The sequence below is a fragment of the Janthinobacterium sp. 344 genome (assembly GCF_900112025.1).
Lineage (GTDB): Bacteria > Pseudomonadota > Gammaproteobacteria > Burkholderiales > Burkholderiaceae_D > Janthinobacterium.
In genome coordinates this window covers 190,357-215,801 of record NZ_FOKL01000008.1, presented here as the reverse complement: position 1 = coordinate 215,801, position 25,445 = coordinate 190,357, and the positions used below count along the sequence as shown (strand labels likewise).

14 protein-coding genes are annotated in these 25,445 nt (G+C 65.8%); 7 read left to right on the top strand and 7 right to left on the bottom strand.

Annotated features, from left to right (window positions below; all coding sequences use genetic code 11):
• Positions 1 to 90: 90 nt before the first annotated feature.
• The 3 genes from serB to BM193_RS21210 all read right to left on the bottom strand — a co-directional run bounded on the left by serB (position 91) and on the right by BM193_RS21210 (position 5,599).
• On the bottom strand, positions 91 to 933 hold the full coding sequence (gene serB / locus BM193_RS21220; protein WP_092800511.1) for a phosphoserine phosphatase SerB: 843 nt from the start codon (positions 931 to 933) through the stop codon (positions 91 to 93).
• A gap of 55 nt (positions 934 to 988) precedes the next feature.
• Positions 989 to 4,432 (bottom strand): transcription-repair coupling factor, encoded by a 3,444-nt coding sequence (gene mfd / locus BM193_RS21215; protein ID WP_092800068.1) that lies wholly within the window; start codon positions 4,430 to 4,432, stop codon positions 989 to 991.
• Between the two features lie 231 nt (positions 4,433 to 4,663).
• A complete protein-coding gene (locus tag BM193_RS21210) occupies positions 4,664 to 5,599 on the bottom strand; it encodes a 5'-nucleotidase (RefSeq protein ID WP_092800070.1) in 936 nt (311 codons plus the stop codon).
• Positions 5,600 to 5,940: 341 nt separating this feature from the next.
• Here BM193_RS21210 and BM193_RS21205 point away from each other — a divergent pair, with 341 nt between their 5' ends.
• A complete protein-coding gene (locus BM193_RS21205) occupies positions 5,941 to 7,680 on the top strand; it encodes a methyl-accepting chemotaxis protein (RefSeq protein WP_092800072.1) in 1,740 nt (579 codons plus the stop codon).
• 99 nt (positions 7,681 to 7,779) lie between these two features.
• Here the strand turns inward: BM193_RS21205 and BM193_RS28850 are convergent, their stop codons facing one another.
• Positions 7,780 to 8,124 (bottom strand): hypothetical protein, encoded by a 345-nt coding sequence (locus tag BM193_RS28850; protein WP_175533365.1) that lies wholly within the window; start codon positions 8,122 to 8,124, stop codon positions 7,780 to 7,782.
• Here BM193_RS28850 and BM193_RS29295 point away from each other — a divergent pair.
• The 3 genes from BM193_RS29295 (at position 8,096) to BM193_RS21190 (ending at position 14,520) form a co-directional block, all read left to right on the top strand.
• Positions 8,096 to 9,640 carry a methyl-accepting chemotaxis protein gene (locus tag BM193_RS29295; RefSeq protein WP_302847662.1) on the top strand — a complete coding sequence of 515 codons (1,545 nt, stop codon included), beginning with the start codon at positions 8,096 to 8,098 and terminating at the stop codon, positions 9,638 to 9,640. The two genes, BM193_RS28850 and BM193_RS29295, sit on opposite strands and share 29 nt — an antisense overlap.
• Positions 9,641 to 9,648: 8 nt before the next feature.
• Positions 9,649 to 11,631 carry a putative bifunctional diguanylate cyclase/phosphodiesterase gene (locus BM193_RS21195; protein ID WP_254786350.1) on the top strand — a complete coding sequence of 661 codons (1,983 nt, stop codon included), beginning with the start codon at positions 9,649 to 9,651 and terminating at the stop codon, positions 11,629 to 11,631.
• Between the two features lie 111 nt (positions 11,632 to 11,742).
• Positions 11,743 to 14,520, top strand: coding sequence for an ATP-binding protein (locus BM193_RS21190; protein WP_092800075.1), 2,778 nt, complete (start codon positions 11,743 to 11,745; stop codon positions 14,518 to 14,520).
• 3 nt (positions 14,521 to 14,523) lie between these two features.
• Here the strand turns inward: BM193_RS21190 and BM193_RS21185 are convergent, their stop codons facing one another.
• Together BM193_RS21185 and BM193_RS21180 are read right to left on the bottom strand one after the other, a co-directional pair.
• A complete protein-coding gene (locus BM193_RS21185; RefSeq protein ID WP_092800077.1) occupies positions 14,524 to 15,444 on the bottom strand; it encodes a lipase secretion chaperone in 921 nt (306 codons plus the stop codon).
• A 10-nt stretch (positions 15,445 to 15,454) separates the two neighbouring features.
• Positions 15,455 to 16,369 carry a lipase family alpha/beta hydrolase gene (locus BM193_RS21180; RefSeq protein ID WP_092800079.1) on the bottom strand — a complete coding sequence of 305 codons (915 nt, stop codon included), beginning with the start codon at positions 16,367 to 16,369 and terminating at the stop codon, positions 15,455 to 15,457.
• 363 nt (positions 16,370 to 16,732) lie between these two features.
• Between BM193_RS21180 and BM193_RS21175 the strand changes: the two genes are divergently transcribed.
• Positions 16,733 to 17,386, top strand: coding sequence for a TetR/AcrR family transcriptional regulator (locus BM193_RS21175; RefSeq protein WP_254786349.1), 654 nt, complete (start codon positions 16,733 to 16,735; stop codon positions 17,384 to 17,386).
• 86 nt (positions 17,387 to 17,472) lie between these two features.
• Here BM193_RS21175 and BM193_RS21170 read toward each other — a convergent pair whose 3' ends face one another.
• Complete coding sequence (locus BM193_RS21170) at positions 17,473 to 19,797, bottom strand: penicillin-binding protein 1A (RefSeq protein WP_254786348.1); 2,325 nt, start codon at positions 19,795 to 19,797, stop codon at positions 17,473 to 17,475.
• A gap of 384 nt (positions 19,798 to 20,181) precedes the next feature.
• Between BM193_RS21170 and BM193_RS21165 the strand changes: the two genes are divergently transcribed.
• Together BM193_RS21165 and hepB are read left to right on the top strand one after the other, a co-directional pair.
• Positions 20,182 to 22,443: an OPT family oligopeptide transporter gene (locus tag BM193_RS21165; RefSeq protein WP_092800085.1), complete on the top strand. Its 2,262-nt coding sequence runs from the start codon at positions 20,182 to 20,184 to the stop codon at positions 22,441 to 22,443.
• Between the two features lie 170 nt (positions 22,444 to 22,613).
• Entirely contained in the window at positions 22,614 to 25,445 is a 2,832-nt protein-coding gene (gene hepB, locus BM193_RS21160; RefSeq protein WP_175533374.1) for a heparin/heparin-sulfate lyase HepB, read from the top strand.

The window sequence follows — 25,445 nt, the reverse complement described above, 5'->3', positions numbered from 1 at the left end:
GGGCGGTCACAAGTTTGCAATATAGCAAAAATATGCCGCCCTGCGCGCACCGCCTGGCGCCGCCTCAGGCCACCTCAGGCCGGCGCCAGGTCAGCGCAATACGTTCAGCAGGCCATCGAGGCCGACAAAGTTCAGCGCCACGTCCGCCTGCGAGCGCACCACGGGCTTGGCGCGGAAGGCCACCGACAGGCCGGCGATGCCCATCATCTTCAAATCGTTGGCGCCATCGCCCATGACGATGGCCTCGGACGGGGAAATGCCCATCTCCTTGCACACGCGCTCCACCGTGCGCTGCTTTTCCTCGGCGTCGACGATGCCGCCCAACACCCGGCCCGTCAGCTTGCCGTCGACGATTTCCAGCTCGTTGGCGTGCGTGTAGTCCAGGCCCAGGCGCGCTTTCAGGCGCTCGGTGAAGAAAGTAAAACCGCCCGATACCAGCAGCGTTTTCAGGCCGGCCTTTTGTACCGCCGCCAGCATGGTTTCCGCGCCGGGCGAGAGTTTTAAACGTTCGTCGTAGACGCGCTGCAGGGCCGATGCATCGAGGCCTTCGAGCAGGGCCACGCGCTGCTGCAGGCTGGAGCTGAAATCGAGTTCGCCGCGCATGGCCGCTTCCGTGATGGCCGCCACCTGCGGCTTCAGGCCCTGCATGTCGGCGATTTCATCGATGCACTCGATGGTGATCAGGGTCGAATCCATGTCCATCGCCACCAGCTTGAACTCGCTCAGATCGCGCTGGCCCATCATGTAGGTGGCGTCCAGCTGCGCCGCCTGCGCCGCCACTTCGATGGTGGGGCGCAACGCGGGCGAATAGGCGATCTGTTCGCAGCGCACGGCGTTCGGTCCCAGGCGCGTGATGGAGGTGGGCGCGGCCAGCGCGGCGATGCGCTCGAGGCGGGCGCTATCGCCGTCCAGGCCCTGCAGGATCAGATTCATGGTGATGGTCTTGGTATTGGTCATGGGTCAGCCCTGCATAGATGATATGAATAGTCTAAACCGTCAATTGCTTGATGGTGGTCTTGATCTGCGTCACGCGCGCGGCCAGGTCCGGCATGGCGGCCGTGATTTTCAGCTTGTCCTGGCCATGCAGCTTGATGTGGCGGTTCTTCTGGATCAGGTCGATGATGCGCATCGGGTCGATGGGCGGCTTGGCCATGAATTGCAGCGTGGCCGCTTCGCCATGCACGTCGATCTTGACGATGCCCACGGTTTTCGCCGCGATGCGCAGGCGGTGCGTCTCGATTAGCGCCTTCACGGGATCGGGCAGCTTGCCGAAGCGGTCGATCAGCTCTTCCTGGATATCGTCGATTTTCTCTTGCGTGGCGCAGTTGGCCAGGCGTTTGTAGATCGACAGGCGCTCGTGCACGTCGCCGCAGAAATCGGCCGGCAGCAGGGCCGGCACGTGCAGGTTGATCTCGGTGGTCGAGGCCAGCGGCGCCGCCAGGTCCGGCTCCTTGCCGGCCTTCAGCGAGCGCACGGCTTCGTTGAGCATGTCCGAATACAGCTGGAAGCCGATCTCCGTCATCTCGCCCGACTGGCTCTCGCCCAGCACCTCGCCGGCGCCGCGGATTTCCAGGTCGTGCATGGCCAGGTAAAAGCCGCTGCCCAGTTCTTCCATCTGCTGGATGGCGTCCAGGCGGCGCTGCGCCAGTTTCGTCAGGCCTTGCACGTCGTGCACCAGCAGGTAGGCGTAGGCCTGGTGATGCGAACGTCCCACCCTGCCGCGCAGCTGGTGCAGCTGCGCCAGGCCGAACTTGTCGGCGCGGTGCATGATGATGGTGTTCGCCGTCGGCACGTCGATGCCCGTTTCAATGATCGTCGTGCACAGCAAAATATTGAAGCGCTGGGCGACGAAGTCGCGCATGACCTTTTCCAGGTCGCGCTCGTGCATCTGGCCGTGCGCCACGGCGATGCGCGCCTCGGGCAGTAGCTCCGTCAGCATGGCCAGGCGGTTCTGGATGGTTTCCACTTCGTTGTGCAGGAAGTAGATCTGGCCGCCCCGTTTGAGTTCGCGCAGGCAGGCCTCGCGGATGATGGCTTCGCCTTCGCTGCGCACGAACGTCTTGATGGCCAGGCGCTTTTGCGGCGCCGTGGCGATGATGGAAAAGTCGCGCAAGCCTTCCAGCGCCATGCCCAGGGTGCGCGGGATCGGCGTGGCCGTCAGGGTCAGCACGTCCACTTCCGCGCGCAGTGCCTTCAAGGCTTCCTTCTGGCGCACGCCGAAGCGGTGTTCCTCGTCGATGATGACCAGGCCCAGGCGGGTAAACTTCACGTCGTCCGACAGCAGCTTGTGCGTGCCGATGACGATGTCGATGGTGCCGTCGGCCATGCCCTTGAACGCCTGCGTGATCTCCTTGCCGGTGCGGAAGCGCGACAGCTCGGCGATGCGCACGGGCCAGTCGGCGAAGCGGTCGGCGAAGGTTTGCGCATGCTGCTCGGCCAGCAGGGTGGTGGGCGCCAGGATGGCCGCCTGCTTGCCGCCCATGACGGCGATGAAGGCGGCGCGCAGGGCCACTTCCGTCTTGCCGAAGCCGACGTCGCCGCACACCAGGCGGTCCATCGGTTTGCCGGACGTCATGTCCTTGATGACGTTGTGGATGGCCTCGGCCTGGTCCGGCGTCTCGTCGAAGCCGAAGCTGTCGGCGAAGCGCTGGTAGTCGTGCGACGAGAATTCAAACGCATGGCCCTGGCGCAGCGCGCGGCGCGCGTACAGGTTGAGCAGCTCGGCGGCCGTGTCGCGCACCTGTTCTGCCGCGCGTTTTTTCGCTTTTTCCCACTGGCCCGAACCGAGCGAGTGCAGCGGCGCGTCCTCCGGCGACGCGCCCGAATAGCGCGAAATCACATGCAGCTGCGAGACGGGCACGTACAGCTTGGTGTCCTTGGCGTACTCGAGGTGCAGAAATTCCGTCTCGCCTTCGCCCAGGTCCATGCTGGTCAGGCCCATGTAGCGCCCGATGCCGTGGTTGATGTGCACCACGGGGTCGCCGATCTTCAGCTCCGACAGGTCGCGCACCATCGACTCGACCTGCGTCACGCCTTCCTGCTTCCTGGTGCCGACCCGGCGGCCGGAACCGGCATACAGCTCCGTCTCCGTGATGAAGGCCAGATTGCCGTCCGGTGTAAACAGTTCGAAACCCGCATGCAGCGGCGCCACGCCCAGCATCAGCTTGGCGTCGGACTGCAAGAAGCCGTCGCAGCCTTCCACCGGCGTCAGGTGCAGGTCGTATTCCGTGAAGTACTGCTGCAGGGTTTCGCGGCGGCCGTTCGTTTCGGCGCAGATCATCACGCGGCGCCCAGGCTGCAGCAGGTAGCTGCGCAGGTTGGCCAGCGGATCGTCGGCGCGGCGGTTGACGGCGATGTTCGGAATCGGCGCCGACAGCTCGGACGCCAGTGCATCGTTCGACTTGGCGATCGCCAGGCGCGGATACGGCTTGGCCAGGCCGAAGAACTGCTCGTCGGACAGGAACAGCGCTTCGGGCGGCAGGATCGGCCGCTCGCGGTCCGCCTTCAAAAAGCGGTAGCGCGACTGCGTATCGGTCCAGAAGCGGCCGATGGCGGCGTCGATGTCGCCCACCAGGGCCAGCGCGGCATCTTCAGGCAGGTAGTCGAACAGGGTCGCCGTCTGCTCGAAGAACAGGGGCAGATAATATTCGATGCCGGCCGAGGCGATGCCGCTGCTGATGTCCTTGTACACCACCGAGCGCGAGGGATCGCCCTCGAACTGTTCGCGCCAGCGGTTGCGGAAGGTGGTGCGCGCCGCTTCGTCCATGGGGAATTCGCGGCCCGGCAGCAGCCGCACTTCGTGCACGGGATACAGCGAGCGCTGGGTGTCGGCGTCAAACGTGCGGATGGTCTCGATGGTGTCGCCGAACAGGTCCAGCCGGTAGGGCAGGGCGGAACCCATGGGGAACAGGTCGAGCAGGCCGCCGCGCACCGAGTATTCGCCGGGCGACATCACTTGCGAGACGTGGCTGTAGCCGGCCAGGGTCAGCTGCGACTTCAGGCGCGCCTCGTCGAGCTTTTCGCCCTTCTTGAAGAAGAAGGTGTAGGCGGCCAGGAACGACGGCGGCGCCAGGCGCACGAGCGCCGTGGTGGCCGGCACGATCAGCACGTCGCACTGGCGCGTCTGGATTTCGTGCAGGGTGGCCAGGCGCTCGGAAACGAGGTCCTGGTGCGGCGAAAACGCGTCGTAGGGCAGGGTTTCCCAGTCCGGCAGCAGGTGGCAGCGCAATGCCTTCCCGCCAAACCACGGTATTTCATCGAGCAGGCGCTGGCCGTCGCTGGCTTGCGCCACGACCACGGCCAGCATCTGCCCGCGCGCCTTCAATTCCAGAGCGGCCAGTGCCAGGGCATAGGCGTCGGATGAACCATACAGGGCGGGCAGCGCGAAGCGGCTGCCGGGTTTGGGGAGGGATTTTCTTAAGTCTAAGGACATGCAGGCGACGACGCTAGTGGCAGAGGCAGTTGAATGGAACAGCTGTGGTACGCGCCGCGCCGCCAGTGACGGCGCTGACAGGCGAGATTATAGACCATCGCCCCCATCTCCGCGCTTGGGAAAACCGTCGCGAGCGGCAGCGAGGCCCGGCGCGCCCTGGTGCTCAGGGAGCGCAACCGTGCCTGACTACGGTGCGCATCGCAGGCCGCAAGGCGCGACGCGCAGCAGGTTTTATCCTGCGCGCACATTGGCGATGCCGAACGGGACATGCACCATCGGTATCGTGCCGCCCACGGATTTCAAATGGCTCAGCTGGTCGTCGAAGAAGATATGCGGCTTGAACACGGCCAGCACGCGCGACTTGTCCATGCCGCCCAGGAAAAACGTCTCGTCGGCCGCCACGCCCCAGCTTTTCAGGGTCGTCACGACGCGCTCGTGCGAGGGCGCGTTGCGCGCCGTGATGATGGCGATGCGCAGGATCTTCCGGTAGGCGGGATCCTTCCGCTGGGCTTTTTCTTCCAGGCGCTGCATGGCGGCCAGCTTCTGGAACAGGCCGGCCAGCGGGCCGGGACGGTGCGGCGTGCCCACGTTCAGGGTTTCGTGGGCGTGGAATTCATCGACGTCGTTATTGCGCTTGAAGACGGTTTCCGCCTCGTCGTCGGCGATCACGCCGTCGAAGTCGAAGGCCACGCGCAGTTCCTCGTCGCTTTCATCGTCTTCCGTGCGCGATGGCAGCACCAGCCCGGCCGGATAGTCGCAGGCCAGGGCGCTGCGCACGTCGTCTTCATTCGCGCTGAGGAACAGCGAGGCGTTGAAGGCGGGCAGGTAGGGATACGGCGGCTTGCCCGTCATGAAGGCGGCGCGCGAGATATCCAGGCCGTAGTGGGCGATCGAATGCATGACGCGCAAGCCCGTTTCCGGCGAATTGCGCGAAAACAGCACCACTTCCACGGGCGACTGGCGCGGATAGTGCTTGTTGATGGCCAGGAAACGGCGGATGAAGGGGAATGCCACGCCGCGCGGCAGCACCGTATCGATATGCGTTTCCTGGTACTTGCGGTATTCCTCGGGGCCGCTGTCGAGGTAGACCTGATGCGATTCGGACAGGTCGAACAGCGCGCTGGACGCGACGCCGATCACCAGTTTGTGTTCGATAGGATAAGCCATGGTGTGCCTGTTGTTTGCTTGTTGACCATCTTATACGACTATTAACTGCGCAGCCAATAGCGGCATGCGGCATTTTTTTTGCACCAAATGGGGGAAACCGCCCGTTCTTGTCGGCAGTTTTACAACGGCCGCCACAGTAAAGAAATAAATCTTGTTTTGTATCAAGTATGTATCAGCCAGAAACATATTTTTCCTCTATGCTTCTTATTATGAAATCTCGCCAATTGTAACGAAGCGTACGCCCCATCCCCGCCACCTTTATACAAGTGTCAGCTGTTTTACTCGAACATGCCAGCCTCAACCTCGCCAGCAGTCGTCGTGACTTTATAAGGGACCTAGCCATGTTTAAGAATTTACTGATCAAATGGAAGCTGGCGACGCTCGTCGCCGTGATGATGCTGGCCTTGCTGGTGGTGGGCATCAGCGGCTATACGGGCATCGCCACCGTGGGCGGCGCCGTCAATGAAATCGGCGTGGTGCGCCTGCCCTCGATCCAGGGCTTGCTGATGATAAACGAAGGCCAGACGGCCGTCGCCGCCGCCACCCTGACGGCGGCCATCTATGAAAACAACTACCAGTCGCAAGACAAGTTCGCCGAAGCGCTGCAGCTGCGCACCAGGGCCTGGAACAATATCGAGGCGGGCCGCAAGCTGTACGAGCCGCTGCCGCAAACGCCGCAGGAAGCCGTGCTGTGGCAGCGCTTCCAGGGCGAGTGGGCGGCGTGGAAGGTCGATGACGACAAGGTGCGGGCCATCCTGCGCCAGCTGGCCGATAACCGCGACGAGCCGCGCCAGAAAGAGCTGTTCGTCGCGTTCTACAAGCAGTACCAGGATTCGCGCATCCCGTTCGGCAAGGCCGAGGCCACGCTCAACGAGATCATCAAGCTCAATAACGGCGTGGCCGATGCCAGCGTCAAGGAGGGCGGCGCCGCCGTGATCCGCTCGGAAAGCCTGATGGTCATCCTGGGCTTGCTGGCTTCGGCCATGGGCATCGGCTGCGCCGCCTACATCACGCGCGCCATCACGCAGCCCATCAATTCAGCCGTGAAAGTGGCGCAGACGGTGGCCTCGGGCGACCTGACCAGCCACATCGAAGTGCATACGACGGAAGAAACGGGCCAGCTGCTGCAGGCCCTGAAGGACATGAACACCAGCCTGGTGAACATCGTCGGCCAGGTGCGCGGCGGCACGGAGACCATCGCCACGGCGTCGTCGCAGATCGCCAGCGGCAACCTGGACCTGTCTTCGCGCACGGAAGAGCAGGCCAGTTCGCTGGAAGAGACGGCGTCGTCGATGGAGGAACTGACGTCGACCGTGCGGCAAAACGCCGACAATGCCCAGCAGGCCAACCAGCTGGCGCTCTCCGCCTCGGGCGTGGCCGTGAAGGGCGGCGAGGTGGTGGGCAAGGTGGTGCAGACCATGGATGCCATCAACGATTCCTCGCGCAAGATCGTCGACATCATTTCCGTCATCGACGGCATCGCCTTCCAGACGAATATCCTGGCCCTGAACGCGGCCGTGGAAGCGGCGCGCGCGGGCGAGCAGGGACGCGGCTTCGCCGTCGTCGCCACGGAAGTGCGCAACCTGGCGCAACGCTCGGCGGCGGCGGCCAAGGAAATCAAGACCCTGATCGGCGACTCCGTGGTGGCGGTGGACGCGGGCAGCAAGCTGGTGGCCGAGGCGGGCAGCACGATGGCCGAAATCGTCTCCAGCGTGCAGCGCGTGACGGACATCATGGCGGAAATCAGCCTGGCGACGCAGGAGCAAAGCTCGGGCATCGACCAGATCAACCAGGCCATCGGCCAGATGGACCAGGTGACGCAGCAGAACGCGGCCCTGGTGGAGGAGGCGGCCGCCGCGGCCGAATCCTTGCAGGAGCAGTCGGGCCAGCTGGCCGAGGTGGTCAGCGTCTTCAAGCTCGATGGCGCGCAGGTGGTGCGCGCGGTGGCCAGCCAGGCGCGCCGGGCCGCGCCCGCCCATCCTGCCCGTCCTGTCACGCCAGTCAAGGCGCGGCCCGTGCTGCGCGCCGTGCCGTCGACGCGCAAGAGCGCGCCGCGCGAGGACGAGTGGGAAGTATTCTGATGCGTTAACCATGCAAGGGGAGTTCCCCCGACGCAAAACGGCCGCCTGCTGCGGCCGTTTTGCGTGGCGCGCCGCCCGGTGTATTGTGGTTTCTACTTACTAAAAAAACAGTGTTATAAAAATAGCTGTTTTGCCATCTAAGCAAATCTTTGCAAAACTTAACGCGACATTGCCTGTGAGATAACTCACACTGGCCGCCGTAGCACCCCAAGCTCCCGCCTCTGCCTTGTCCAGGCTGACCCCTCCGCCCGCTGCGCCCGGCCTTCCATGGCCGCTGGCGGCGCCAGCCATTGCCGTCAGCCTTGCATCGGGGCCTGGCGCGATGACCGATGCACCACACTGAAGGATGCGAATGAAGATGGCGAATATGAATATTGGGACCCGCTTGCGCTGGTCCTTTGCTTTGTTGACCTTGATGTTGCTGGGCACTGCCACGCTGGGCATGCTGCGCCTGGCCAGCCTGGAACTGCGCATGCGTGACGTGATCGACGACAAATACCCGAAGACGGTGCTGGCCAATGACATCATCAAGAACGTCAACGTCATCGCGCGCTCGTCGCGCAACCTGCTGCTGATGACGGAACCGCAGCAGCTGGCGCAGGAGCGCGAGAGCATCGCCAAGGCGGGCGCGGACACGGAGCAGCGCCTGGCCCAGCTCGAACGCATCGTGCTGTCGCAGCAGGGACGCGCGCTGATGGCGGCCGTGACGCAGGCGCGCGCCACCTTCAACGCGGGCCGTGACCAGGTCCTGGCCCTGCTCGACGCCGATGCGCGCGACGCGGCGGCGGAGCTGCTGCTGGGGACGGTGCGCGGCGACCAGCTGCGCTACATGGCGGCGCTGGAAGCGCTGATCACGCACCAGCATGACCGGATGGAAGAGGCGGGCGCCCAGGTGCATGCGGAATACCTGTCGGCGCGCACCATGATGCTGGCGCTGAGCGCCCTGGCCATCGCTTTTTCGCTGGTGACGGCCTGGCTGGTCACGCGCAGCATCGTCGCGCCGCTGCAGTACGCCTTGGGCGTGGCGCAGACGGTGGCCGCCGGCGACCTGACGTCGCGCTTTGGCCGGCATGGCCGCGACGAGACGGGCAAGCTGCTCGACGCGCTGTCCATCATGAATGGCAACCTGCTCGACATCGTGCAGCGCGTGCGCAGCGGCACCGACACCATCGCCACGGCCTCGACGCAGATCGCCGCCGGTAATGTCGACCTGTCGGCGCGCACGGAAGAACAAGCCAGTTCGCTGGAACAGACGGCCTCCGCCATGGAGGAACTGAGTTCCACCGTGCAGCAGAACGCGGACAATGCGCGCCACGCCAGCGCGCTGGCCGCCGAGGCGGCGAAGATCGCCGGCGACGGCGGCCAGGCCGTGGGGCAGGTGATCCATACCATGGAAGCGATCAGCGCGTCGTCGGCGCAGATCGCCGACATCATCGGCGTGATTGACATGCTGGCCTTCCAGACGAATATCCTGGCCCTGAATGCGGCCGTGGAAGCGGCGCGCGCGGGCGAGCAGGGACGCGGCTTCGCCGTCGTCGCCACCGAAGTGCGCAGCCTGGCGCAGCGCAGCGCCGCCGCCGCGCGCGATATCCGCGCGTTGATCGCCAACTCCACGCAGCAGGTGGACGCGGGCGCGGCGCTGGTGGCGCAGGCCGGCGCCACCATGCAGGACGTGGTGGCGGCCGTGGGGCGCGTGCGCCAGATGGTGGCCGACATCACGGCGGCCAGCGCCGAGCAAAGCACGGGCATCGGCCAGATCAGCCAGGCCGTGGTGCAGATGGATGAAGTGACGCAGCAGAATGCGGCGCTGGTGGAGGAAGCCGCGGCGGCCTCGCAGTCGCTCGAAGGCGAGGCGGCGAACCTGCTGCAGGTGGTCAGCGTGTTTCGCCTGCAACCGGCGCCGGCGACCTTGCCGGGCCGTCCTGCGCCGGCCCACGCCCTGCCGCGCCTGACCGCGTAGTGGCCTGAGTGGAGCAGCCTGTCATCGGGGTGCGCCGCCCTGCCGCGCGGCGCTGGCTGGACGCGGCCAGGCACGGCCAGGCGGCCGGCACGGCCCTGTGCGCCGTGCTGGCCGCCTGCCTGCTGCTGTGCATCTGGGGCTATACGGCCGTGCGCCTCGACGACGAGGCCCGCCAGGCGCTGGACCGCGCGCGCATCGAAAACCGCGACGTCGCCTCGATCCTCGCGGCGCAGCTGGACGACGCCCTGGGACCGCTGCCCGAGCTGCCGGCCGACCTGGCGTATTTCCTGCGCCCCTACCGCGAAATCAGCCGCAAGGCGCATGGCCGCATTGAGATCGCCGGTGCGGCGGGCGCCGTGCTGGCGGCGCTGCAGGATGGCTTGCCGGCCAGCGGCGCGGGGCAGGCGGCGAAGGCGGCCTGCCTGCTCGAAGTGCGCACCTTGCTGCGCCATGGCTTGCAGGTGCGCGTCAGCCAGGAGCATGAGCGCGTGCTGGCGCAGCTCGACGGCTTGCGCTGGCGCCTGGTGGCGCAGGCGGCGCTGATGTCGCTGGCCGTGCTGTCGCTGGGCGGCGCCGTGGTGTGGGCCGCGCGGCGCCGGCTGCGCGCGCAGCGGCGCCTGGCGGAAGGCGCGCACATCACCCTGAGCCTGCAGCTGGCGCGCGAACGGAGCCGCGCCGAGCAGCTGGCCACCTGCGACGAACTGACGGGCGTGGCCAACCGCCGCCGCTTTTACGACAGTGCCGGCGCCAAGCTGCTGCAGGCGCGCCACAGCCGCAACCACTATGCGCTGCTGCTGGTCGACATGGACCGTTTCAAGCAGGTCAACGAGCGCCTGGGCCACCTGGCGGGCGATGCCCTGCTGCGGGAGGCGGCGCGGCGCCTGCGCCACGTGCTGCGCGACGGCGACCTGCTGGCGCGCTTCGGCGGCGATGAATTCGTGCTGCTGCTGTGCGAAGTGGCCAGCGAGGAGCGCCTGGCGGCCGTCGCCGGCATGCTGCTCGATGCGCTGCGCCAGCCATTCACCCCGCCCGGCGGCGCCGCCATCCTGGCCACGGCCAGCATCGGCATCGCCCTGTATCCGCGCGACGGGCAAAGCGTCGACGCCTTGCTGTCGGGCGCCGGCAGCGCCATGGATGGCGCCAAGGCGGCGCACGACAGCTACCGGTTCTATGACATGGCGCTGAACCTGTCGTCGGCGCGCGGCCTGGAATTGCAGGGGCGCTTCGGGCTGGCCATGCGCGACGATGAATTTTGCCTGCATTACCAGGGCAAGTTCGACACGGCGCGGCGGCACATCGTCGGCCTGGAGGCGCTGCTGCGCTGGGATCACCCGCAGCATGGCCTGATCTTCCCGAATGAATTCATCGGCCTGGCCGAGGAAACGCAGGCCATCCTGGCGCTGGGCAACTGGAGCATCGCCGCCGCCTGCCGCCAGCTGGCGCAGTGGCGCCAGGCAGGGCTGGATCTGGTGCCCGTGGCGATCAATATCTCGGCGCGCCAGCTACGCGACCCGCGGCTGCTGGCCACCGTCACGCGCTGCCTCGACACGCACGGGCTGGCGCCGGGCCTGCTGGAGCTGGAGGTCACGGAAAGCTGCTTCATCGACGATATCTCGCAGGCCAAGGACGTGCTGGTGCGCCTGCGCGCCCTGGGGCTGACGATTTCGCTCGATGATTACGGCACCGGCTATTCGGGCCTGAGCCATATCAAGATGCTGCCGATCCATACGCTGAAGATCGACCGCTCTTTTATTCGCGACATCGCCATCGACAGGAATGACGCCATGATCGTCGCCTCGACCATCGCCCTGGCGCGCGGCCTGGGCTTGCAGGTGGTGGCCGAAGGGGTGGAAAGCGGCGAGCAGCTGGAACGGCTGCGCCGTCTGGGCTGCCAGCAGGTGCAGGGCTTTTATCTGCATCGCCCGGCGCCGGCGGCGGCCGTGGCCGCGCTGCTGGCGCACGCCCGTTCCGCCCTGGCGCCGGCCATGTGAGCGGGCTCTGTAACAGGACGCATACATGACGCCATGTGGCGCGGCGCCGATGCTCAGTAGAATACTGTCACCGCGCGCCGTTTGCTTTTACACTTTCCCCATGCAACAACTATGAACAGCTCCATTCCGGCCTTTGTCTTCGGCCCGTTTCGCCTATTGCCGCTCGAGCGCCTGCTGTTCGATGGCGAGCGCGCGCTGCGCCTGGGGAGCCGTGCCATGGATTTGCTGCTGGCGCTGCTGGAGCGGGCCGGCGAGATCGTCGACAAGAATGAATTGCTGGCCATCGTCTGGCCGCATGCCGTCGTCGACGACGCCACCTTGCGCGTGCACCTGGCCGCGCTGCGCAAGGTGCTTGGCGACGGCCGCGACGGCCAGCGCTACATCACCACCATTCCGGGGCGCGGCTACGGTTTCCTGGCGCCCCTGTCATACACGGGGCAGGCGGTGGCGGCCGGTCCGCCCAGCGCCGAGCCGCAGCACAACCTGCCCGTGCTGCTGACGCGCATGGTGGGGCGCGCCGAAACGCTGCAGGCGATGGCCAACCAGCTGCTGCAACTGCGCTTGCTGTGCATCGTCGGCCCGGGCGGCATCGGCAAGACCACGGTGGCCGTGGCGCTGGCGTCGCGCGTGCTGCGCCGCTATGCGGACGGCGTCTGCTTCGTCGACCTGGCGCCGCTGGGCGAAGGCCGGCTGGTGCCGCTGGCGCTGGCCACGGCGCTGGGCGTGGCCGTGCCGGCCGGCGATCCCATGCCGTCCCTGCTGGCCTACCTGCGCCAGCGCCACATGCTGATCGTGCTCGATAACTGCGAACACGTGATCGGCGCGGCCGCCTTGCTGGCCGATGCCCTGCTCAAGGGCGCGCCGCTGCTGCACCTGCTGGCCACCAGCCGCGAACCGCTGCGCATCAGCAGCGAACATCTGCAGCGGCTGCCCGCACTGGGCTTGCCGCCGGCCGACGTTGTGCCCGATGCGCAGGCGGCCCGGCATTTCGCCGCGGTGCAGCTGTTTTGCGAGCGCTGCGCGGCCGCCGACGACAGTTTCGTGCTGGCCGATGCCGACGTGCCCGTGGTGGCGGAGATCTGCCGCCGGCTCGACGGCATCCCGCTGGCGCTGGAGCTGGCGGCCGGACGCATCGGCCACTTCGGCATCCACGAATTGCGGCGCCAGCTCGACGACCGTTTCCGTTTGCTCACGCGCGGGCCGCGCAACGTGCCGCTGCGCCACCAGACCCTGCGCGCCACGCTGGACTGGAGCTACGGCTTGCTGGACGCCGAGGAGCGCGAGGTGCTGCAGGTGCTGAGCGTGTTCAGGAGCCGTTTCCGCATGCAGTCCGCCGCCGCCGTGGCGGGGCGCGAAGTGTTCGACACGGTGGCCGACCTGGCTGCCAAGTCCCTCGTCAGCATCGAATTTTGCTGTGAACACGTGTATTACCGGCTGCTGGAGACGACGCGCGCCTACGCGGCCACGCAGCTGCAGGCGAGCGGCCAGGGCGACGCCGTGTTCCTGCGCCATGCGCACCACTGCCTGGCGCTGGCCGAACGCGTCGCCGCCGACTGGGAGCGCATGTCGTTCGCCAGCTGGAGCGCCTGCTATGGCCGTCACGTGGACGACCTGCGCGCCGCCATCGACTGGGCCTTCGGCGAGGCGGCCGATGCGGCGCTGGGCATCGCCCTGACCCTGGCGGCGCAAACCCTGTTCTACCAGCTGTCGCTGATGGATGAGTACCGCGTGCGCGTGGAGCGCGCGCTGGAGCAGATGGCGTTGCATGCCATCGTCGATGCGGACAGCGAAATGCAGCTGCATGCCTCGCTGGCGCACCTGCTGATGCACACGCAGGGCGTGACGGGCGCCATGCTGCTGTCGTTCCGGCACGGCTACGCGCTGGCCATGCGCACGGAGGATGCGGTGCGCCGCGCCGAAGCGATCTGCGGCATGTGGATCTGCAGCATGGCGCTGGCCGATTTCACGGGCGCCGGCACCTATGTGGCCCAGCTTGGCGAGTTGTGCCAGGCCAGCGGCAGCACGGCGATGCGGCTGGTACAGGCGCGCATGCGCTCGGCTGGCGAGCACTTGCAGGGACGCCACGGGGAATCGGCGGCGCTGGCGCGCATGGTGCTCGCGCATCCCGATGGCGCCGGCCAGCTGACCTTGAACAATGCCTTGCTGGCCGACCACCAGGTATGCTTGCGCGGCAACCTGTCGCGCTGCCTGTGGCTGCTGGGGCGCCCCGACGAGGCCCTGCACATCGCGCGCGAGGCGGTGATGCTGGGTTTTGAACACAATGGCGCCTCGCTGTGCGTGGCGCTGGCCTTCAGCGCTATCCCCGTCGCCCTGTGGTGCGGCCAGCACGGCCTGGCGCGCGCCTGGAATTGCCTGCTGCGCGAGCATGCGGCCCGCTACGGCCTGCTGTACTGGAGCGCCTGGGGCGCCGGCTACCAGCAGCTGCTCGACGCGGGCGAACGGATCAGCGAGTTTTCCTGGCCCACGGTGCGCAGCTGGCCCATGCAGATCGATGTCATGGCCACCCTGCACGACGCCGCCGCCGATACGCAGGCGGTGCAGCGCGCGCGCACGGGCCTGGCGCCGTGGAGCATGCCCGAAGTGCTGCGCCGCGCCGCGCACCGCCACTGGCGCACCCTGGACGACGACGACCACGCGGGACTGGCGGCGGTGGAGGCGCAGCTGCAGGAGGCGCTGGCGCTGGCCCGTGAGCAGGGCGTGCCGGGCTGGGAACTGCGCTGCGCCACCAGCCTGGCGACCTTGCTGCGCACGCAGGGACGCGGCCTTGAAGGGCAGGCGCTGCTGGCGCCCGTGCATGCGCGCTACGCGCAGGGACTGGGCAGCGCCGACGTGCTGGCGGCGGCGGCCCTGCTGGCGCTGCCGGCGTAGCCCCTACTCGTAGGCGCCCAGGCGGCGCTGTTCCTCCGGCGTGAAGCTGGCGTCGCGCAGCCGCTGCAGCGCCGCCGCGTCCTGCGCGCCGCCGGGCAGGCCGGCCTGCTGTGCCTTGAGCGCTTGATAGGCGATGATGCGCTGCTGCCACTGCGATTCCTCGCGGTCCAGCTCCGCCAGGCGCGCCGCGGCCGCCGGCGTGAAGGTGCTGGCGCGCAGGCGGTAGACTTCATTCTCGCCGCCGCCCTGGGCGCGCAGCGCCCGCACCGATTCATCCAGCCTGGCCACCTGCAGCGGCGCGTCGCGCGCGGCGCGCTGGGCCGGCGACAGCCGCTGGTCCAGCGCGGCCAGTTGCGCCTGGCGCTGCGCTTCGTCGAGCGTGGCGTCGCCGAGTATCGCCATGCGCGCCACGGCATCGTCGTCATGCGCGTCGCTGGCGCCGAACAGGCCCGCGCTTTCTTCGGGCGTGAAGTAATTGCCGCGCAAGGCGCGCATGGCTTGCAGCCGCGCGCGCGCCGCCACGGCGGCATCGGCTTGCGCGGGCAGCGCCTGTTCCGCGCCGGCCAGCGCCTGCTTGTAGGCGAGGTAGGCGCCCAGCAGGCGCTTGGCTTCGCGCGCCGGGACGGGCGCCAGGCGCTTGTCCAGTTCCGCCTCGATCTGGCTGCGGATGGCGGCCAGCGGCTTTTCGCCCAGGCCCGCCAGGTAGTAGTCGAACAGGTGGCCCAGTTCCGCGTCGACCACCAGCTGGTCGCCGGCGGCCACCGTCACGTTGCCATCGGGCCGCGTGCCTTGCATCGAGCGCACGAACGCGAACAGGTCCGGCTCCGGCTTTTCTGGCGGCGGGACGGGCGGCTCGCCCGGCCGCAGCACCAGGTACAGGGCCAGGGCCGCCAGGGCGCCACCGACGATCCATTTCGCGTGCATGCGCTTCTCCTTACAGTCCCAGGCCTTGCAGGCGGTTGGCCTGCTGGCGGAAGACGGTGACGGGGTTCGTCTCGAACAGGTTGACGATGCCGACGAACTGGTTGACTTCATCGAGGTGGTTCATGGCGTAGTCGTCGCGGATCACCTTGCCCAGGTGGCTGGAGCAGCTGCTGACCAGGCCATCGTTCTTCGCGCCGCCGAAGGCCAGGCTGATGGCCGCCAGCAGCGGGTCGCCCACATCGAGCACGTTGGTGTACGGCTGCGCGCCGCTCCATGAAAAGTAATGCACGCCTTGCACCTGGTAGGCGCCTTCGCCGCAGGCGCTGGTGGGGATGCCTTGCGGATGGCGGCTGTTGAAGGCCAGCGACCCGGCCGTGGACAGGGAGGCGAGCGAGGCGCCCGCGTTCTGCGGCAAGCCCTTGTTGCCCGACAATATGCCGATCAGGGAGGCGAGCGCGTTGCCCAGCGCGCCGCTGGTATTGGGAATGGCGCCGCTGAGGATATCGGCCACCTTGGAACCCTTGTTCACGCCGGCCACGCTGGTGACGGACGCCACCAGGTCGGGGCGCACGGAAGCGACATAGCGGGCCGTGGGGCCGCCATGGCTATGGCCGATCAGGTTGACCTTGGCGGCCCCCGTGGCGGCGAGGATTTGCCGCACCTGCGACAGCAGCTGCTCGCCGCGCACTTCGGTGCTGTTGGCGGCCGAGACGGTGGTGACATACACTTGCGCGCCGCCGCTGCGCAAGGCGTCGGGAATGCCGTAAAAGTATTCGACGGGCCCCAGCTTGTCGAAGCCGAACAGGCCGTGCACGAGCACGATCGGGTATCTGGTTTGCGTGTAGCCGGCGGCGCTGGCGCTGCCGGGCAGGAGGGCGAGCGTGAGAAGCAGGGAGGAAAGCAGTTGCCAGAAGCGAGTCTTCATTTTGTCTCCGATATTTTAATATGGTGGAAATGTCGATGCTGTCGCGATTACCGCGTGCTGGCCGCACATTCTATTGATGGCTTAAATATAGCGAGCGCTCGGTTTCTGAAATGTAGCACTGCTGAATTGAAAATGCATGGGAATTGCATGATGCAGCGCAATAACTGTGCGCATTGATCGTTGCTTATACGCTCATTGCATAGTTGAAAAGTCAAATAGTTGTTTTCCTGAGCTATAATCGGCCCGAAATCCGCAGTCCCGCCGTCTTGCAGGGCCATTTTCCGGCGCTGTATTTACACCGCTCATAACCGTTACTTGGGAATGCACTTGTCGACCCATTTTAATTTTGAACAGTTTCAGCAGATGACGCCGTTAAATGGCGAAAATATCTGGGAATATATTCTTGACCGCCATGCGGGCCGTATCGGCGTCAAGCGCCGCAAGCCGGCACTGGAAAATCTCGAACGCATCTTCGGCGCCACTTTCCGCCTGGCCAATGACGTGGGTTTTCGCGCCATGAGCTTGCGCGACCTGTGCCGCGAGACGGGCTTGTCGATGGGCGGCCTGTATGGCTACATCACCAGCAAGGACCAGTTGGCCGAGATGATCGAGGACGTGGTGCGCCACGCCACGCAAGCCTTGCCGCTGCTGTTCGCCGACGTGAAGTCGCCGCTGGACCGCCTCGAGGCGATGATACGCTCGTCGATCTACCTGTCCGAGGTGCTGCAGCCGTGGTTTTATTTCGTCTTCATGGATTCGCGCGTGCTGCAGGTGGAGCAGCGCAGCATGGCGAAAAACTCGGAATTGTTCGTGCAGACCCTGATCGCCGCCACCATCGCGGAAATCGAGCCGAAGCCGCAAGGCGATCCCACCTTGCTGTCCGCGCATTGCCTGGCCCTGTTCCAGGACTGGTACGTGAAGCGCTGGAAGTACCGCGCGGCGAAAGTCAACGTGGACGATTTCGCCGACAGCGTCATCAGCACGGTGCGCGGGTATTTGAGCATGAGCAGCGTTTAGTTCGAGGTGTCAACCCCAGAGCAAAATCTGGGGTCGGACCTTCAGTGTCTGACCCCGGCCCTTCGTTTGGGGCCTGATTTTTCAAGCTAGTTCGTCTCAACCGGCAGCGTCTCCGGCAGCGCCGCCGGATCCGTCGGCGTTTCCACTTCCATATCCAGCGTCTTGACGCCATTCATGTCGATGAATTCGTCGTACAGCCATTCGCCATCGACCTGGCTCAGGCCTGCCGGCACGGCGCGCGTGACTTGCGGGCGCGTTGCCAGGGCCGTGCGCATGTAGTCGATCCAGATCGGCATGGCCAGGGTGGCGCCGAATTCGCGTCCGCCCAGCGATTTCGGATCGTCATAACCCATCCACGCCACCGCTACGATGCCGCCGCCATAGCCGGCGAACCAGCCGTCGACGGCGTCGCTGGTGGTGCCCGTCTTGCCGGCGATGTCATTGCGGCCCAGTTTTTTCGTCGCCGCCGCGCCCGTGCCGGTGCGCGCCACTTCGCGCAGCATGCTGTCCATGACGAAGGCGTTGCGCGGGTCCAGCGCCAGGGTCTTGTCGTCGTTTGGCTCCGGTGGCTTGGTCTGCATCAGCACCACGCCCCTGGCGTCGACGACGCGGTCGATCAGGTACGGCTCCACCTGGTGGCCGCCATTGGCGAACAGGGCGTAGGCGCCCGCCATCTGCACGGGCGTGACGGAACCCGTGCCCAGCGCCATGGTCAGGTTGCTGGGCTGGCGCTTTGGATCGAAACCGAATTTCTCCAGGAAGTCATGCGTGTACGCGATGCCCAGCGCGCGCAGGATGCGCACCGAGGCCACGTTCTTCGACTGCGCCAGCGCATAGCGCATGGTGATCGGGCCATCGAACTTGAAGTCGTCGTTCTGCGGCGCCCACACCTTGCCGCCCGCCTGCATTTCCAGTGGCGCGTCGTTGATCAGGGTGGCCGGCGAAAAGCCTTTTTCCAGCGCCGCCGAATACACGAAGGGCTTCATGGCCGAACCGGGCTGGCGCCACGCCTGCGTGACGTGGTTGAATTTTTGCAGGTTGTAGTCGAAGCCGCCCACCATGGCGTGGTAGGCGCCCGTGTCGGCGTCCAGTGAAACAAAGGCGGCGGCCACCAGCGGCACTTGCGTGATGGCCCAGTTGCCCTTGGCGTCCTGGCTGATGCGGATCACGGCGCCCGGGCGCAGCTTGATGCCGGCGCCGGCCTTGGCGGAGAGGGCAGGGGCGGCGAAGCGCAGGCCGTCGCCCGTGATGGCCTTGGCGTCGCCGTCGCCGATGTCGGCCAATACCTTGCCGCTGGCGACGTCCGTGACGACGGCGGCGATCAGGCCGTCGCTGTCCGGGCGTTTTTGCAGCGCCGCGTCGATGGCGTCGTCGCGCTGCTCCGGGTCGGCCGGCAGGTCGATGAAGGTTTCCGGGCCACGGTAGCCGTGGCGCTGGTCGTAGGCGATGACGTTGCGGCGCGTCGAGGCGTAGGCCGCGTCCTGGTCGGCCTTCAGGATCGTCGTGTAGACGCTGATGCCCTTGGTGTAGCTGTCTTCCTTGAACTGCGCGTAGACGGCCTGGCGCGCCAGTTCGGCCACGTATTCGGCGTGCGTGTCGAAACCCTGCTTGCCGCGGCTGTTGATGTGCAGCGGCTGCGCCAGCGCCTGCCGGTACTGGCCTTCGCTGATGTAATCGAGTTCGCGCATGCGTTTCAATACCAGCTGCTGGCGCGCATGGGCCTTTTTCGGGTTGCTGATCGGGTTGTGGCGCGAGGGGTTTTGCGGCAGGCCGGCCAGCATGGCCATTTCCGCGATCGACAGTTCATTCAGCGGCTTGCCGAAATACGTCTGCGCCGCGCTGCCGAAGCCGAACGAGCGCTGGCCCAGGTACATCTGGTTCATGTACAGCTCGAGAATCTGTTCTTTTGAGAGGGCCGCTTCGATCTTCAGGGCCAGCATGATTTCATTGAGCTTGCGCGAGGCGACTTTTTCGCGCGTCAGGAAGAAGTTGCGCGCCACCTGCATGGTGATGGTGGAGCCGCCGCCATGGCCGAAGCCGTGGCGCAGGTTCGACAGCACGGCGCCGCCGGCGCGCACGAAGTCGATGCCGTGGTGTTCGTAAAAGCGGCTGTCCTCGATGGCCAGCAGGGCTTTCTTCATCATTTCCGGCACTTGGGCAATCGGCACGAAGTCGCGGTGCTCTTCGCCGAATTCGCCGATCAGCACATTGTCGGCCGTGTACACGCGCAGCGGGATCTTCGGCTGGTAGTCGGTGATGACGTCGAGTTCGGGCAGGCGCGGGCGCACGTACAGGAACAGCCAGGCGGCCAGCAGCAGGGCGCAGGCCAGCGCGGCGCAGGCGGCGATGATGAAGCCGCGCACGGTGGCGCGGCGCGAAGGCCAGGGAAATCCGGATCGTTTGGCAGTCAAGGCAGTCTCACATGAGCGTGCGGGGCACGGTGGCAGCGATTATAGACCAATGCGCCAGGCGCTCCGGCGTTGGCGGACACAGGACCCAAGCATCGGCAGCGGCTGCAAAAAACCTTTTCATCGAAACGCGGCTGTGCGATAGTCACGGCTTCAAGAAAATAGCCCGGGCCTAAGTAACCCCCAATAAATTATTGTGATTTCTGACTTCCATAACCGGCGCTCTGCAAGGTGGCCGACGAGGCTTGCTCACTGCTAGCAGTGCTCGCACTGCGTCGCAGTGAGCGCCTTGCATAGCATCCGCTTCTGTTCGTCATAAATTCACACTAATTTCCCGAGGGTTACTTAGATCCGGGCTGTTTATTTTACAAGACTAAGGAACTTTGTATGGCAAAAGATGCAACACCGAGCGCCATGAAGCCGTATATCCCGGCCGACGCGAAATTGCCCGAAATGACCTTCCGCGCCCTGTTCATGGGCGTCATCCTGGGCATGGTCTTTGGCGCCTCCTCGCTGTACCTGGTGCTGAAGGTGGGTCTGACCGTCAGCGCCTCGATCCCCGTCGCCGTGATCGCCATCACCCTGTTCGGCCTGGCCAAGAAGGTGGGCGGCAAGGATTCGTCGATCCTGGAAAACAGCATCACGCAGACGGCCGGTTCGGCCGGCGAATCGCTGGCCTTCGGCCTGGGCGTGACCATGCCCGCCATCCTGATCCTCGGCTTCGACCTGGAAATCTCGCGGGTCATGCTGGTCGGTATCCTCGGCGGCCTGCTGGGCATCCTGATGATGATTCCCATGCGCCGCACCATGATCGTCGACCAGCACAAGGAACTCAAATTCCCCGAGGGCACGGCGTGCGCCGAGGTGCTCAAGGCGGCCGCCACGGAAGAATCGCGCATCGCCGCCGGCGAAAGCATCGCCAAGGATTCGGCCGCCGCGCTGGACGCCAAGCGCCGCGCCAAGATCATCTTCGGCGGTTTCGCCGTGGGCTTGCTGTATAAAGTCTTCAATATCTCGTTCAAGGGCTGGAAGGATACGCCGGGCGTGGAATTTGCCGCGCCGCTGAAGGGCGGCTCCATCGGCGCCGAGATCTCCCCTGAATTGCTGGGCGTGGGCTACATCATCGGCCCGCGCATCGCCGCCACCATGGCGGCCGGCGGCGTGCTGTCGTACCTGCTCCTGATCCCGATGATCAAGTTCTTCGGCGACAGCCTGACCACCGTGCTCTCGCCGGGCACCAAGTTGATCAGCGAAATGGGCGCCGACGACGTGCGCAGCGCCTACGTGCTGTACATCGGCGCGGGCGCCGTGGCCGCCGGCGGCCTGATTTCGCTGGTGCGCGCCATGCCCATGATCTGGCGCAGCCTGTCGGCCGGCCTGAAAGGCATCGGCAAGGGCGTCAAGAGTGACTCCACCCTGCGCACCGACCAGGACATCCCCCTGAAATGGGTCGTCATCGGCTGCCTGTCCATCATCGCCGTGATCACCTTCGCCACGCCGCTGCACATGAACTTCCTCGGCGCGCTGCTGATCCTCGTCTTCGGCTTCCTGTTCGCCACCGTGTCGTCGCGCCTGACGGGCGAAATCGGTTCCTCGTCGAACCCGATCTCCGGCATGGCCGTGGCCACCTTGCTGTTCACTTGCCTGATCTTCCTCATCATGGGCTGGACCGGTGGCCGCTACTACGTCACCGCCTTGTCGGTGGGCGCCATCGTCTGCATCGCCGCCAGCAATGCGGGCACCACGTCGCAGGATTTGAAGACCGGCTATTTGGTGGGCGCCACGCCGCGCCTGCAGCAGTACGCGATTCTGGCGGGCGCCTTGTCGTCGGCCCTGATCCTCGGTCCCATCCTGCTGAAGCTGAACGAGGCGAGCACCGTCTACGTGCCGGCCGCCCAAGTGGCGCCTGGCCTGACGGTCGACGCGTCGAAGCTGACGGTGACGGGCGAGCTGCATGGTCCGCAAGCCGACTCCGACCACAATACATACAAAGTCTGGCAAAAGACCGATACCGTGGGCGGCCCGGCCGGCAAGTACTTCGTCAAGGACGATGGACAGCTGGCCTATCTGGTCGACCCGGGCATCAATGGCCATTACAACAAGCGTCCGGACGGCACGGAAGTGAAGAAATACGATGCGCCGAAGGCCGTGCTGATGTCCTACATCATCAAGGGCATCCTCGACCAGCAGCTGCCGTGGACCCTGGTGCTGTTTGGCGTGATGATCGCCGTGGTGCTGGAAATGGCCGGCATCCCGTCGCTGGCGTTTTCGGTGGGCGTGTACCTGCCGCTGTCGTCGACCTTGCCGATCTTCGTCGGCGGCCTGGTGCGCTGGCTGGCGGACCGCCGCAACAACAAGCTGGAACACAACGCGAAACTGAACGAGGAAGAGCGCCAGCTGGCGGGCGACCGCAGTTCGGGCGTGCTGCTGGCGTCCGGCTACATCGCCGGCGGCGCGCTGGCCGGCATCATCATCGCCATCACGGCCGGCGTGCTGACGCACTTCGACCAGATGATGGCTGACTGGGCCGAGCACGGCAACCCGTTCTACGCGGGCCTGCACTCGGATGCGCTGTCGCTGCTGCCGTATGCCGTCATCATCGTGCTGCTGTACATCGTGGCGCGCGAGAAGAAGGCCTCGCAGGCCTAGAGCGCGACCAATCCGCATTGCCAGCCAAAACCGCCCGGGTGTTACCGGGCGGTTTTTTTTTCGCCGTGCTGGCTGCGGCCGCCAGTATTTGTTGTAAGAATATAATCAAACAGGCTCAGGATGGTGTATTGTGGATGATATTTAAAATACAACAAACTGGAGTGCCATCCATGTCCACGCTGCGATGCCGTAACAAGTTGCAAGGTTTGATCCCTATTGTCTTGCTGGCGGCCGGTCCCGCCCTGCATGCAGCGCCTTTTCCCGTCGAGGCCATGTTTGAAGCGGAAGCGGCGGCTGGCGCGCCCTGGGTGGCGGAAAGCGGGGGCCGCAATGTGGTGTCCGGCGGCACGTATCTGCTCGCGCCGGCGGACCTGGCGCGCGCCGAGTCGCCGGGCGCGGCGGCGCAGTTGTCGTACACCGTGGCCGTGCCCCGCGACGGCAGCTACACGATCTGGCTGCGCGTGCTGGCGCCGGCGGCACCTGCCGCGTCGCTGTACCTTGCGCTCGACGATGGCGCCTATGCCAGCGTCTCCGTGCCGTTTGCCGCTGGCTCGCCAGCGCAGTGGACCTGGGTGCCCGTCACCCGCTGGCTGGCCGCCGGCGCGCGCGAACTGAAGCTCCAGTACCGCGAGGGCGGCCTGGGCATCGATTGCCTGCTGGTCACGGCGCTGGCCGATTTTGTGCCGCAAGGCTACGGCGTGTACCCGTTGCCTGCCGTGCTGCCGCCTCCAGGCGAGCATCCGCGCCTGTTTGCCAGGACAGGGGACCTGGCCGCGATACGCGGCCGTTTCGAGTCGGATGCGGAAGAGATGGCTACGCACCGCGCCGTCCTGCAGGCATTTATCCAGGCGCCGCCGGTGGTGGCGTTGCCGGTGTTCCTGCCAGGTGGTTCGGCCAGGACGAATCACCAGATCGATGTCGTGAGCAGGATCAAGGCAAAAGCGCTGTACTCCCTCCTGTATGAACGGGGCCTGGCGGCGCAGGCACTGCGCGGCCAGGAAGCCGTGCAAATGCTGCTGGACTACCTGGCGGCCGTGCAGTTTGCGCCTGGCTACAATCAGCCGAATGAAAAAGGCGAGGTCATCCTGGCCAGCGCCATGGTGTATGACTGGTGCTTCAATCTGATGACCGCGCAGCAGCGCGCCTACGTCGTCACGCGCTTTACGCAGCTGGCGGCCACGATGGAAATCGGCTTTCCGCCATCTCGGCAAGGCGCCGTCGTGGGCCATGGCAGCGACAACCAGCTGCTGCGCGACCAACTGTCCGCCGCCATCGCCTTTTATGACGAGGCGCCGCTGGTCTACAACATCGTTGCCGGCCGCTTCTTTGCCGACTATATCGCGCCACGCAACTACGCCTACGCCGCGCAAGCGTATCAGCAGGGTGCCTCTTACGGCACGGTGCGCTTCCTGGCGGACATGTACGCCGCATGGCTATTCCGGCGCATGGGCGCCGTCCCCGTGTTCGATCCCGTACAGCAGATGCTGCCGTATCACTGGCTGTACGCGCGCCGGCCCGATGGGCAATGGATGCGTGATGGCGACGTCTACCATTCCTCGTACACCAACAGCAGGCAATACTGGAGCGAACCGCTGGCGTTCATGCTGCCGGCGACCTACTACAACAATTCCACCTTGAAGCATGAGTATCTGAAACAGTCGCTGCAGCAATCGACCAGCTTCATTCATCCTCAAGACAGCATCTGGCCTGTGCTGCTTGGCAATACGACCATGGGCAGCACGCCCAGTCCGGCGACGTTACCGTTGACAAAATATTTTCCGGATCCCGCCGGCCTGATGATCGCCCGCACGGGCTGGACCGATGGTGAGCGCATTCAGGTGCAGTCGGGCAATGTGGTGGCGACGATGAAGTTCGGCGGCGACTGGTTCGGCAACCACGAGCATTATGACGCCGGGCATTTCCAGCTGTATTACAAGGGGGGCCTGGCCATCGATTCGGGCATCTACAGCGGCAGGGATCCCGCCGATCCCGCCACCTCGCTGGAATACGGCAGCGCGCACGACATGAATTACCACAAGCGCACGATCGCGCATAACACCATGCTGGTGTATGACCCGGACGAGAACTTTGACGGCTATGCCAATGACGGCGGCCAGCGCTTCCCCGGCGACGAGCCGGAATCGCTGGCGGAACTGGCGAACGGCTACAAGGTGGCCACGGTCCTGCGCCAGCAGCAGGTCGGCTCTGTGGCGGGGGCGCCCGACTTCAGCTACATCAAGGGCGACCTGACGGCGGCCTACAGCAGCAAGGTGCGCCAGTTCCAGCGCTCGTTCGTGTTCGTGAATTTCAAGGAGGCGAACCATCCGGCGGCCCTGATCGTGTTTGACAAGGTCAGCGCCCGCGACGCGGGCTTCAAGAAGACCTGGCTGCTGCACAGCCAGTCCGAACCGGAGATCAGCGGCGACACGGTGGTGATCCGGCGCACGGAATGGGACTACAACAGCAGCTACCAGTACAACGGCAAGCTGATCAACCGCACCGTGCTGCCGGCGCATGCCGTGCTGGCCAAGGTGGGCGGCAGCGGCAATGCATTCAGCGTCGGCGGGACGAACTATGCTATCGAGCCTGAAGCCGAGTATGCGACCGAGGAAGCGGGCGCATGGCGGCTGGAGGTGTCGCCGGCCGCCGCCAGCGAGACGGACCTGTTCCTGAACGTGATGCAGGTGATGGATGCCAGCAGTGCGCTGCCGGCGCTGCCGACGACGGCCATCGATTCGCCTTTGCTGGCCGGTGTGCAGATCAAGGACCGCGTGGTGCTGTTCTCGAAAAGCGGCATGCCGCTTGGCGGGACGGTCACTGTCACGCTGCCGGCGCAAAGCGCGTCCCTGCAGGTGCTGGTGGCGGACTTGCAGGAGGGGACATGGACGGTGCGCAAGCGCGGCACGGGTGGCCCCATCGAGGATGTGGTCAGTGCCGGCGGCGGCACCCTGTATTTTGTCGCCAGCGCGGGCGGTGTGTACGATCTGCAGCGCCAGCAGTAG